Origin of the sequence: Pseudomonas synxantha (assembly GCF_900105675.1) — a bacterium.
Lineage (GTDB): Bacteria > Pseudomonadota > Gammaproteobacteria > Pseudomonadales > Pseudomonadaceae > Aquipseudomonas > Aquipseudomonas synxantha.
Genome location: NZ_LT629786.1, coordinates 2696567 through 2709158 on the forward strand (window position 1 = coordinate 2696567; position 12592 = coordinate 2709158).

At 59.8% G+C, this 12592-nt stretch carries 8 protein-coding genes; 5 read left to right on the forward strand and 3 right to left on the reverse strand.

The window, feature by feature from the left end; translation table 11 throughout:
* The first annotated feature begins 615 nt into the window (after positions 1 to 615).
* Positions 616 to 1158 (forward strand): thioesterase family protein, encoded by a 543-nt coding sequence (locus tag BLU48_RS12655; RefSeq protein ID WP_057022608.1) that lies wholly within the window; start codon positions 616 to 618, stop codon positions 1156 to 1158.
* Positions 1159 to 1164: 6 nt separating this feature from the next.
* Here BLU48_RS12655 and BLU48_RS12660 read toward each other — a convergent pair whose 3' ends face one another.
* A complete protein-coding gene (locus BLU48_RS12660) occupies positions 1165 to 2517 on the reverse strand; it encodes a Fic family protein (protein WP_057022609.1) in 1353 nt (450 codons plus the stop codon).
* Between the two features lie 96 nt (positions 2518 to 2613).
* Positions 2614 to 4239: a pyoverdine maturation tyrosinase PvdP gene (pvdP, locus tag BLU48_RS12665; RefSeq protein WP_057022610.1), complete on the reverse strand. Its 1626-nt coding sequence runs from the start codon at positions 4237 to 4239 to the stop codon at positions 2614 to 2616.
* A gap of 141 nt (positions 4240 to 4380) precedes the next feature.
* On the opposite strand from pvdP, the gene pvdM reads away from it, so the two are divergent.
* The 3 genes from pvdM to pvdO are packed head-to-tail and all read left to right on the forward strand — an operon-like array spanning position 4381 to position 7919.
* A complete protein-coding gene (gene pvdM, locus BLU48_RS12670) occupies positions 4381 to 5730 on the forward strand; it encodes a pyoverdine-tailoring dipeptidase-like protein PvdM (protein ID WP_057022611.1) in 1350 nt (449 codons plus the stop codon).
* An 18-nt stretch (positions 5731 to 5748) separates the two neighbouring features.
* A complete protein-coding gene (pvdN, locus tag BLU48_RS12675) occupies positions 5749 to 7017 on the forward strand; it encodes a pyoverdine-tailoring periplasmic protein PvdN (RefSeq protein ID WP_057022612.1) in 1269 nt (422 codons plus the stop codon).
* 29 nt (positions 7018 to 7046) lie between these two features.
* The gene (gene pvdO / locus BLU48_RS12680) at positions 7047 to 7919 is read left to right on the forward strand and encodes a dihydropyoverdine dehydrogenase (RefSeq protein ID WP_057022613.1); all 873 of its coding nucleotides are present in this window, start codon (positions 7047 to 7049) and stop codon (positions 7917 to 7919) included.
* A gap of 86 nt (positions 7920 to 8005) precedes the next feature.
* Here pvdO and BLU48_RS12685 read toward each other — a convergent pair whose 3' ends face one another.
* Complete coding sequence (locus BLU48_RS12685) at positions 8006 to 10495, reverse strand: TonB-dependent siderophore receptor (RefSeq protein ID WP_057022614.1); 2490 nt, start codon at positions 10493 to 10495, stop codon at positions 8006 to 8008.
* Between the two features lie 394 nt (positions 10496 to 10889).
* On the opposite strand from BLU48_RS12685, the gene BLU48_RS12690 reads away from it, so the two are divergent.
* Positions 10890 to 12539, forward strand: coding sequence for a cyclic peptide export ABC transporter (locus BLU48_RS12690; protein WP_057022615.1), 1650 nt, complete (start codon positions 10890 to 10892; stop codon positions 12537 to 12539).
* Positions 12540 to 12592: the final 53 nt, after the last annotated feature.

Genomic DNA, 12592 nt, shown 5'->3' on the forward strand with positions numbered 1-12592 from the left:
AAAGTGACCCGCTGTAAAAGCGGAACCAATAGTGGCCGTTACCTAAATAATGGATATGTACTCGGTCTGATCCAACATCCTGGTCAACTGTCAGGCCGCCATCGGGAGCAAGCTCCCTCCCACATTTGGATCGAGACCATCAGTCAGGCACTGGTCGGCTGTCAGGCCGCTATCGGGAGTAAGCCCCCTCCCACATTTGGACCGAGACCATCAGTCAGGCACTGGTCGGCTGTCAGGCCGCTATCGGGAGTAAGCCCCCTCCCACATTTGGACCGAGACCATCAGTCAGGCACTGGTCGGCTGTAAGGCCGCTATCGGGAGCAAGCCCCCTCCCACATTTGGACCGAGAGCATCAGTCAGGCACTGGTCAGCTGTCAGGCCGCTATCGGGAGCAAGCCTCCTCCCACATTTGGACCGAGAGCATCAGTCAGGCACTGGTCGGCTGTGGGCAACCGTCGGCAAGGCCCCCTTGAGAGTAAAAAGAAACCGCAGCAAAACAATGTGCATATTAGAACCCGATTTGCGCTTTTCGCATGTAATAAGTCATTTGCGGACCTACCCTAGCCGATCCCGCACCTTTACAGTGCTGCCATTGATCAACTGTCGAGTAGTTTCATGAATCTCTGGTTTCGATTACTGCACATGCTGTTGCGCCGCCCCTGGCGCAAACCGGTACATGGCCTGGACACCACGGTGGTGCGCATGCGCGTCTGGCCCCTGGATCTGGATCTCAATCGGCATGTCACCAATGGCCGGTATTTCACCCTGGCGGATGTTGCACGCATGGATTTTGTCTTGCGCACGGGCGCCTTCCGTGTGGCGCTGCGTCACAAGGCGGTGCCGATCGTGGGCGATACCTGGGGCAAGTTTCGCCGAGAATTGAAGCTGTTCGAGGTCTTCGACGTGCACACCCGCATGCTCGGCTGGGACCACAAGTGGAGCCTGATGGAGCACCGTTTCGTCAGCAATGGCCGAGTGATTGGCGTGGTGGTGATGCGTGGAGTGTTCCGAAGCGCCAAAGGCACCCTGCCCCCAGCGGAGTTTGTGCGAGAGCTGGGGTTGGACGAAGTCTCACCGCCGATGCCGCAATGGCTGAGTGAATGGGCACGTAGTTGCGATGAGATGAGTGTGCAACTACGGGCAGAAGAACAGCGTTGAAAACACCTAGCCTGCCGATATCAGCTTCTTCAAGTTGGCTTGACCATCCTCGCGGGCAACGTAGAGGAAGCTCTTACCTTCCTGCACTTTGAACAGCACCTTCATGGCAGCCAGCTTCTCAAGGTCCTTGCGTGCGGTGTTTTCCGAAATGTCATAGTCATGGGTGAGTTCCTTGGGCATGAAGATGCGCCCAGGGTGTTGCAGGACTTTCTTCAAGAAATGCCCCTGCCGGTTATTCAAGTCATCCTGCAACCCAAGCGTATTCAGCCAGCTCATCAGTTCCACGGCTTCTTTGCGTTTGCTTTCGAAGTACGCCATGAATTCATTGATGGCACGCTCGATAACCCGTAGTTGATAAATGACGAAATAGGTCAAATCAAAAGCGTCAGTTTCCGTATGGATGTATGAGCGCCCATATTGCATGGGCGCCTCCTTGAGCAGCGTGCTGATGGAGATGTACTCAAAGGGCCAATAGCCGCTTTTGAGCATGAACCAGTAAAACAAACACCGCGCCGTTCGCCCGTTGCCGTCCCTGAAGGGGTGCTCGTAACCAAGCATAAAGTGGAGGATGATAGCTTTCACTACGGGATGGATAAAGTGCCTGCCATCCTGGCCGTCATGTCGGTCATTGGCAAATCGGCAAAGCGCTTCCAGCCTGGCCGGCAGCAGCGTTGCCTGAGGCGGTTGGTGGACGACTTCATCCCCTGCACCTCCCACAAAAATATCGTCAGTGCCCCTGAGCTGCCCCGGATGAGCCTCGTCCTCTTCAATGCCCGCCGTGGCAATGCCGTGAAACTCGCAGATCAGCGCAATAGAGAGGTTATCGTCCTTGCTGTATTTGGCTTGCTTCATCAGGTGATAGTTATTCAGGATCATCCGCTCATCATCATTCTGAGGCGTGCGCTCCTTGGCCAGCATGTCCTTGGCGATCTTGCGCGTGGTCGCGGCGCCTTCCAGCTGGGCGCTGGAGATCGCTTCCTCCATCATCAGTGAGTCGACCAGGTATTGAGTGTTGTCGCGGTATTGGGGAGACGAAGCCTTAGCCCCACCCAACCTGGATGTGACCGATTCCACGGCATGAATCACCGCGTCGCAAAAATCAGTGGTGTACAAGAAAAAAGGCCTGTCGCATTCGCTGCGCAACTCCAAGGTTTTGCTCGCACAGGCCCGTGACATTTTGATTGCTGCCCATGCCGCTTCTTTGTTGATACCCGGCGCGGGATAGCGTCGAAACTCATCCCAGTGCAAATACCGACCTTTCTCGTCAATCGCCTTGAAGGTGCGGGCCAACTCAAAGATTTCCAGACCGTGACGTTTTAACAGCACCTCGAAATCCACTGGCTTTTGGATCTTGGCCATGACTGAAACTCAATTTTCAAAAATTGAGTTGATCGTTACGCCCAGGCGTGAAAGTGTCAATGTTTACTTTGCCACAAATGCGGTGTTATCCGGGCCTTACACCTCGCGCTTGACCTTCAAGTGCCGTGCATACCACGGCCGTTTTGGTACGCGCTTGAACAAACCTTCAAGCAGTTCCTCATCGGCGCCAAAGGTGATGCGCAGGGCCAGCTTCATGATTTCCGGGTCCATTTCCATCGAGCGCCCCTGTTGCAGCCCCGGTGTGGTGCTGCAGCCGTGGGTGTCCGGGCCCAGCCATGGGTCGCCCACCTCCACCCAGCGGCCCGGTGCAAACCAGGCCACGTCGTTGACCTTCATCCGCGTCACCTCGCCAGGGTTGAACCGTTCGTGGGCACGGAACCAGTCTTCGATACGGTCGTCGATCCAGCCATGAAAATGCCAAAACACCGGGTTTACATGGGATGAAAACGGATCGCCGAGAAAGTCGTTTTCCGGCGCGTACCAACGTGGGGCAAAGTCCGCAGGGTCACGGGCGAACGGCACCGGCGCACCGTTGGACGGATCGCGAGGCACTGAGGCCCAGCGCATGTGCAGCCAGTCGTGCAGGCCCAGCTCCATCTCCGAGCCCAGTTGGCCCAGGGTCAACTGGGCCAGGTAACGCGGATCGCGGTATTGGGATTCCCAGACCTGGAAGTTGCTGTGGTAGGTTTCGGCCGCCTTGATGTCGCTGACCCACTGGGTGTAGTCGGCGTCATCCGGTGCCGACCAACAAGGGGGCAGCGCAAAGCCGTCGTGGTTGTCGAAGTACCGCAAAAAACCCAGGCGATCACGCTCCAGCGCCGGTTGCGGTTCGGGGAATTGCGGCCATGAGAGCAAATCCTGCATGGAGCGTGCGGTGCCGAGCATATGGCGGTGCATGAAGAAAAAGTCGATGCCCGAGCCGTTGCGATCTTTGCGTTTGCCTCGGGCGTCGCGCTCCTGGCCCCGGGGCCCGGGTTGCCAGCCGATGCCGCGCAGGGCTTCGCGTTGTTCTTCGGAGAGCTTGTGCCACCGATCACGGCTGGCGTGCCAGAGTTGGTGAAACAGCCGGTGTTCGGGAGACACCAGCCAGGCCAGCAAAGTCGGATTAAGGCCTATGCGCTGGCGGGCTTCGGGAAACAGCTGTTTGTGGGCAATGAAACGGTTGTCGCGCTCGGTCAAGGCCAGGGGGCGCTCAAGGTCGAGAATCTGCCCGCTCAGGGTGCCGCTGCCAGCATTGCCGAAGTCGGCCCAAACTTCATCGAGGGTCATCTTGAACTCATAGGCGGGCACATCGGCCTGCGCATCGCGGTCGATCAAGCGCCAATAGAGCACGGCGCCATCGCCGGTGAGCAGATCGCCCAATACACGGTAGCGCGGCTCGCCGTCGGCGCGCAGGTTCTCGGCGGTGTCCAGGTAACCACGCAGGCCGCGGCCACGGGGGGCTATATCGAGCAGCAGTTCCAAGCCGTCCCGCGGCAAGCCCTTGAGCCCGGCATCGCGGCCTTCCAGGCGCAGGCTCCATACACCGCGCAGGGTGTCCGCCAGATGCTGGCCCTGAATATCGGCAAGGTCGACCGTGGCTTCGCCGGGGGTGATGGGGAACTCTTCCCGCGTCAGCTCGCGATGGGCGTAAAAGGCCGCCGGCACGGCCGCGCCGGTCAGCGCCAGGCCTGCGATGAACCCACGTCGAGAGATTGTCATTGTCTACCTTAGGAAACGGCTTAATCAGAGCTAGAACGTTTGCAGCCCGCTGAAATTTACCGCCGCGCCCCCGCACCTAAATTTCCCCCGTCATCGCTCGTTCTTTCCTGATAGCAAAGGCCTCAACTGACTGAGATGGCAATGACAAAATCACGTTCGAAAAAGGCGCTGTATATCGGCCTGCCGTTGGCCCTGGCTATCGGCGCCGGGTCCGGTTTTCTGATCTGGGACCAGTGGTTCAAGGGCAACGCCGGCTACTCGCTGGAGGTGATCAAGCAAGCCAATGAAATGCAGGATCGCCTGTTGTCGTTTGACAGCCATATCACCGTGCCCCTGGATTTCGGCACGGCGGGTAATGAGGCCGACAAGGATGGCAGCGGCCAGTTCGACCTGGCCAAGGCAGCGCGTGGCAGATTGTCCGGCGCCGCGCTGACGATTTTTGGCTGGCCGGAAATCTGGAGCGGCCCCAACGCTCCCCACAAGCCCACCGACGGCTTTGTCGAAGAGGCCCGCCATGAGCAGGAGGTGCGCTACAAGATCATTTCCGGCATGGTCCGCGACTTTCCCAACCAGGTGGGCATCGCCTACACCCCGGACGATATGCGGCGCCTGCACGGCGAAGGCAAGTTTGCAATTTTCATCAGCATGCTCAACGCCTATCCCCTGGGCAATGATCTGAACCAGCTCGACCTGTGGGCCGCACGCGGCATGCGCATGTTCGGTTTCAGCTACATCGGCAATAACGCCTGGTCCGACTCGTCGCGCCCGTTGCCGTTTTTCAATGATTCGACCGACGCCCTCGAGGGCCTGTCGCCCATCGGCCAACAAGCGGTGCACCGCCTGAATGACCTGGGAGTGATCATCGACGTGTCGCAGATGTCGACCAAGGCCCTGGAGCAAGTCGCGCAATTGAGCCGCACGCCGATGGTGGCGTCCCACTCGGCGCCACGGGCGTCGGTGGATATCCCACGCAACCTCAGCGACAAGGAACTGCAACTGATCAAGAACAGCGGCGGCGTGGTGCAGGTGGTGGGCTTCCCCGCGTACCTGCGCCCCTTGAGCCAACCGACCCAGAACAAGCTCAACGCCCTGCGCGCGCGCTTCGACCTGCCGCCGTTGCCCAACCTGGCCATGGCCTTGATGCCCGGCGACGCAATCATTGCCGCCTGGCCCGAGCAACGCTTCGGCCAATACGCCAGCGCGCTGTACGCCATCCTCGAGGAAGAACCCAAGGCCACCCTCAAGGACCTGGGGGACGCCATCGACTACACCGTGCGCAAGATCGGCATCGATCACGTAGGCATCGCCTCGGACTTCAACGACGGCGGCGGCCTCAAGGGCTGGGAGAACGTCGGCGAAGTGCGCAATGTCACCGCCGAACTGATCCAGCGCGGCTACTCCGAAGCCGATATCGCCAAGCTGTGGGGAGGCAACTTCCTGCGCGTGTGGGACCAGGTACAAAAAGCCGCCAAGCCATTGGCCAACCGCTAATCACCACGAAGTAAGTCCATGACCGACCGCCGTACATTTCTCAAGCAGGCCGGCGTCTTTGCCGCGAGCCTGCCACTGGGCACCGCACTGCTACCCCAGGCAGTGGCAGCCACTACGAACGACCCATGGACGGGACTAAAACAGCTGTTCAACCAGGACCCGGATTACCTGCACCTTTCCAACTTCCTGGTGGCCTCGCACCCCAAGCCGGTGCGCGAGGCCATTGAACGCTACCGCATGCAAATCGACCGCAACCCAGGGCTGGCGATGGACTGGGACCTGCAGGAAACCTGGAAGCGTGAAGGTCAGGTGCGCGAATGGGCCGGCCGCTACCTGAATGCAACCCCTGCACAAATCGCCCTCACCGGCAGCACGTCCGAAGGGCTGGCGATGATTTATGGCGGGATCAAGGTACGACCGGACCAGGAAATCCTTACCACGGTGCATGAGCACTACGCCACGCAGAGCAGCCTGGATTTTCGTGCGCTCAAGCAGGGCACCCGGGTGCGTCGTATCCACCTGTTCGAGAACGCCGCCCAGGTATCCGCCGACGAAGTGCTGGGCAACATCCAACGCAACCTCCGCCCCAATACCCGTGTGCTGGGTATGACCTGGGTGCAATCCGGCAGCGGTGTGAAACTGCCCATCGGCGAGATCGGCCAACTGGTGAACGAACATAACCGCAACCGTGACGACAACGACCGCATCCTCTATGTGGTCGACGGCGTACACGGCTTCGGCGTCGAGAACCTGGATTTCCCGGACATGCATTGCGACTTCTTTATCGCCGGCACCCACAAGTGGATGTTCGGCCCGCGCGGCACCGGCCTGGTGTGCGCCCGTGACGCCGAGAACAAATACGTCACGCCGATGGTGCCGACTTTTTCCGAGGACAAGGACTTCGCCACCAGCATGACGCCAGGTGGTTATCACGCCTTCGAACATCGCTGGGCCGCCGACGAAGCCTTCAAGCTGCACCTGCAGCTGGGCAAAGCACCGGTGCAGGCACGTATCCATGCCCTCAACACCGAACTCAAGGACCAGTTGCTGGCCCACCCGCAGATCGAGCTGGTCACGCCGCGCAGCCCTGAACTGTCGGCGGGTTTCACCTTCTTTCGAGTCAAGGGCCAGAACAGCGACGAGGTGGCGGCCTACCTGATGAAAAACCGCGTGGTGGTGGACGCAGTCGATCGTGACGTCGGCCCGGTGATTCGTACCGCGCCCGGCCTGCTCAACAGCTCGGATGAGCTCCAGCGCTTCGTGACCTTGCTGAGCCAACGGCTATGACCTTTTTTCCCTTTGGACGAGATGCCCACATGACTCCATTCCGACTCAAACCCCTGACCGCACTGGCGCTCACCGCCCTGTGCGGCGCGCTGCTGCCCAACCTGGCCCAGGCCGCCACACCACAACCCGGCAAGGTATTCAAAGACTGCAAGGATTGCCCGGAAATGGTGGTATTGCCTGCCGGCACCTTCACCATGGGCACGCCGGAAGGCGAAGTCGGCCGCGAGCCCGACGAAGGCCCGATGCATGCCGTGACCTTCGCCAAGCCGTTCGCCATGAGCCGTTTCCATATCACCGCCGCTGAATGGGACAGCTACGTGCGCCAGACCGGCGTGAAGATCGCCAACGGCGACGATCGCCCTGGCCGCGAATGCATCGCCAGCAAGCCGCGCTACCCTCAAGGCCCGCGCCAGCCGGCGGTGTGCATGGATATGGACGATATCAAGCAGTACGTGAGCTGGCTGTCGAAGAAGACCGGCCAGCAGTACTACATGGTCAGCGAAGCCCAGCGCGAATACGCCGCTCGTGCCGGCACAACCGGCCCGTTCCCCTTCCCGTTCGACGAGGGCAAGGGCTACAGCATCGCCAAGCACGCCAACACCTACGGCCCGGCAGATGGCTATAGCTATTCGTCGCCGGTCGGCAGCTACCCGCCGAATGCGTTTGGCATGTATGACATGCACGGCAATGTGTACGAGCGGGTGGCTGATTGCGAACATCCGAACTACATCGGCGCACCGACTGATGGCAGTGCGTGGGTGGAGCCCAACTGTGAGGGCTATCAGATTCGTGGCAATGACTGGGGTGAGGCACCGGTGTTTTCGCGCTCGGGCAACCGCAATACCATCTACCCGGATACCCGCGGGGACTGGCTCGGTTTCAGGGTCGTTCGTGACCTCTGATCCAGGCCGCCTTACCCATCAATACAGAACGAACGCGGGAGGGAGTCAACTCCCTCCCGCCTCTTCGACCCCAGCGCCTCAGCGAATCAGAAGGTCCACTTGGCGTTGACCATGGCATTGCGCGGCTCGCCATAGGAGCCCGAGTTGAATGTACCCATGCCATCGTAGTACTTCTGGTCAAACAGGTTGTTGACGTTCAAACCTACGGTCAGGTGCTCATCGACCTTGTACTTGGCCAACAAGCCGACCACCGCAAACGGATCCTGGGTCGCCTTGTAATAAGGGCCTGTATAGTTGATTTGCGAAGACGCGTACATCTCGCTTTGCCAAGTTACGTTACCGCCGACGGTCAACTTGCTCCACGCACCCGGCAAGCGATAAGTCGTGCCGAACTTGAACAGGTTGATCGGCTGGTTGGTCTGGACCCGACCGCCATCCTTGTCATGGGACTCACGGTAGGTATAGCCACCAAACACATTCCAGCCGCTGGCCACTTCACCGGAGATCTCGGTCTCGACGCCACGGGTATTGGTGCCACTGATGGCCTTGTACACCGCGCGGCCGGCAGAATCCACGCCCGCCTGCTCAGGTGTGTTCTTCTGCTCAATGTCGAACACAGCGATGCTGGCATTCAGCGCGCCGTTGAAGAACTCACCCTTGAGACCGATCTCATAGTTGTCGCCCTCAAGCGGAGCCAGTGAGCCGCCCGATCCAGTTTTGTAGAAGGTCTGCGGCAGGAAGATGCTGGTGTAACTGGCGTACGCCGAATAGGTGTCGTTCAGTTCATAGACAACGCCGACATAAGGTGTGACAACCCCGGTTTTCTTGGTCTTGTCGGTGGCCTTGGTGCCCTTGAGGTAATCACTGACCTCGTCTTCCTGGTTCCACCAACTGAGCCGGGTGCCCAGGATGATGGTCAGCGGATCGAACGGCTTCAAACGCAAGGCGCCATACAGGCCGGTCTGCTGCAAGGTGGTGACGGTGCCGCCATCCTTGAAATACTGACGCCGCCCGTACTCATTGCCATTCCAGTTGAAGATATTCGCCGACCCATAATCGCCGTCATCGTTGTGGCTGGCGTAGTTGGGGAAGTTAAGGTGCGTACGCGAGGCACTGGCACCGACCACCAACTCATGCTCGCGCCCACCCAGGTTGAACGGGCCGGACGCATAGGTATCGAGGGTGTCCTGGGTCTGGTAGCTGTCCAGGCGATAAATGAATACGCCTGTGCCCTGCCCTGTCGCCGGGTCAGGGTAGCCACCACTGGCCGATGCGCCCTGGCCTTTACGGTACGAGTATTGATGGCTGTAAGCTGTTTTCAGGCTCCAGTCATTGTCCAGCTTGTGATCCAGCATGGTGGTGAAGTTGTAGCTGGTGTTGTCCATGTAACTGGAGCGCGAGGCCGGGTTGAATGACCGGGAGAAATTGGTTTGCTTGCCGTTACTGAAGAACAGCGGGATATGCCCATAACTGCTGCCATTGGCATCATTGTTCTGATAGTCGAGGCTGGTGCGTAGCGTCGTGCTGTCGTTCAGATCAATATCCAACGCGCCGTACATCACGCGCTTTTCCTGGCCGTACCAGTCGATAAACGAATTCTGTTTCTGGTAGGCCGCCACAAAGCGCCCACGTACATTGCCCGTTTCAGTCAACGGCCCGGAGACATCGACTTCGGAGCGGTAGCGATCCCATGCCCCCGCCTCCCCGGACACGTAGCCCTGGAAGTCCTTGGTCGGACGCTTGCGCACCAGGTTGATGGTGGCGGACGGAGTCCCCGCGCCACTCATCAGACCGGTAGCGCCGCGAATCACTTCGACGCGGTCATAGATAGCCATGTCCGAAATGGCGCCGACGTATTGCTGGGACTCGTTGGCCACTTGCGACGGAATGCCGTCGTACTGGAAGTTCTGGATGGTAAAGCCACGGGAGTTGAAATCGAACCGTTCGCTGTCGCGATGGTTGATGCTGATACCAGGGGTGAAGGCCATCACTTCGTTGAGCGTAGACAGGTGCTGGTCATCCATCAGTTGCCGGGTGACCACACTGACCGACTGTGGGGTTTCACGCAGAGACAATGGCAACTTGGTTGCAGTACTGGTCGCGCCCGTGGTGTAGGAACCGCTGTTTTCGGTCGTTGCCCCGAGCCCCTCGGCACTGATATTGGTCGCCCCCAGCGTCATCACCGCCGAACCACTGGCAGGCGGCATCACCACATAGCTGCCGCTGGCTTCGCGACTGGCCTGCAAGCCACTGCCCGACAACAACCGGGACAGCCCTTCATCCACGCTGAATTGGCCCCTCAGCCCGCGGGTGGTTTGCTGGCTGGCCAGCGCCGGGTCGTAGGAGATCGAGACGCCGGCCGCCGAACCGAACGCCATCAGCGCTTGCGATAATTGACCGGCCGGAATCGCGAAGGCGACCTTGCCCGCCTCGCCCTGGGCGAACGCGGCGCCCGGCATAAACGTAGCAGCCGCCGGCACGACCAGTACAGCCCCCAGCATCATCAGGCGCACGGCCTGCGGCAATTTCTTCAATGCGTAACGCTTGGGCGTAGACAACCAAAGGGGATAAGACATCGACAGCAATCCTTGAGCAATGAGGCGTGTGATTGGCAGAAATAGCGGCGTCTTTGAGCGCCTCTGGTGAATGAGACGGATGGCCTAATGAAAACCAGACTCATTTACCCGTTTTTTTTAACCGCCCCCACCGGAAATGAAACCCGGCCTTATCAGAACTAAAACGCTTGTCGGCAGGAAAAATTTAGGTGCGCCACCAGAATCTTGCGCCAATGCAGCGCCCGCCCTTGCTGATCAGCGCCCACAACGGCGCACCACCTCCAGGTCCGGCGCGATAAAGCTAAATCGCGCCAGAGTCGAAACGTCTCCTACAAAAGCCCGCCGGCGATCAGCTCGATCGACGCAGCCCCCACTCGCCCATAGCACGTAGCCACGTCGCGACCGAGGTAGTTTCATGACTGCAAAACCGCGTAGCGCCCTTCGCGAACTCTTGAGCCTGCTCAAGCCCTATCGCTACACCGTCACCCTCTCGATTCTGTTCGGCATCCTTGGAGGCCTGAGCGTCACCGCGCTGCTGGCCACGGTTAACCAGGGCCTGCACAGCGAATCCGGCCTTACCACTGCGGTGGTGCTGGCCTTTGCCGGCCTGTGCGTACTCGCCTTGCTCAGCAGCATTGCCGCCGACATTGGCAGCAACTTTGTCGGACAAAAAGTCATTGCCCGACTGCGCAAGGATCTGGGTGCGAAGGTATTGTCGGCACCGATCGAGCAGATCGAACGCTATCGCAGCCACCGGCTTATTCCGGTGCTGACCCACGATGTCGACACCATCAGCGATTTCGCCTTCGCCTTCGCCCCGCTGGCCATTTCGATCACGGTGATCCTTGGCTGCCTGGGCTATCTGGCGAGCCTGTCGCTGCCTATTTTCCTCATGACATTGCTGGCCATCGGCATCGGCTCGGCCATCCAGTTCATCGCACAAGGCAAGGGCATCAAAGGCTTCTATGAGGCACGCGACGCGGAAGACAGCCTGCAAAGGCACTACTCGGCCATCGCCGAAGGCGCCAAGGAGTTGAGGATTCACCGCAAGCGCCGCCACGCCATGTTGACCCGCAATATCCAGGCCACCGCCGACCACATCTGCGACACGCACGTACGCTCGATCAATATTTTTGTGATCGCCAAAAGCCTGGGTTCGATGCTGTTCTTTGTGGTCATCGGCCTGGCGCTGACCCTGCAATCGTTCTGGCCGAGCAGCAACCCAGCGATGATGAGCGGCTTCGTGCTGGTGCTGCTCTATATGAAAGGCCCACTGGAAAACTTGATCGCCAACCTGCCGATCATCAGCCGTGCGCAGATCGCCTTCCGCCGCATTGCTGACCTGTCCGAGCGTTTTTCATCGCCCGAGCCCCACCTGCTGCTGGACGCCGATGAGCGCGGCACCCCACCCATGAAGCACCTGGAATTGCGCGACGTGCAATACGCCTTCCCGCCCGTGGCAGGCAGCGAGCCTTTCACCCTGGGCCCGGTCAACCTGAGCATCGAGCCTGGGGAGATCCTGTTCATCGTCGGTGAAAACGGCTGCGGCAAGACCACCCTGATCAAACTGCTGCTGGGGCTGTACACCCCACAGAGTGGCGAAATCCGCCTTAACGGCATGGCCGTCGACGCGCGTGGCCTGGATGATTACCGGCAGATGTTCACCACCATTTTTGCCGACTATTACCTGTTCGACGAACTGGTGCAGAGCGATAAAGCCCTGCCGGAGGATGCCAACCAGTACCTGGAGCGCATGGAGATCGCCCACAAGGTCAGCATTCGTAACGGCGCGTTCACCACCACCGATCTCTCCACCGGGCAGCGCAAGCGCCTGGCCTTGATCAACGCCTGGCTCGACGAACGACCGGTGCTGGTATTCGACGAGTGGGCCGCCGACCAAGACCCGACCTTCCGCCGCGTGTTCTATACCGAGTTGCTGCCGGACCTCAAGCGCCTGGGCAAGACCATCATCGTCATCTCCCACGACGACCGTTACTTCGACGTCGCCGACCAGTTGGTGCGCATGGAGGCCGGGCGCGTCATCAGCGAAAAAGCCGTCGCCTGAACCGCCCCTGCGGCGAGCGCCCTGCCGTTCGCCGCCGGCCATTGAAGTCCCGT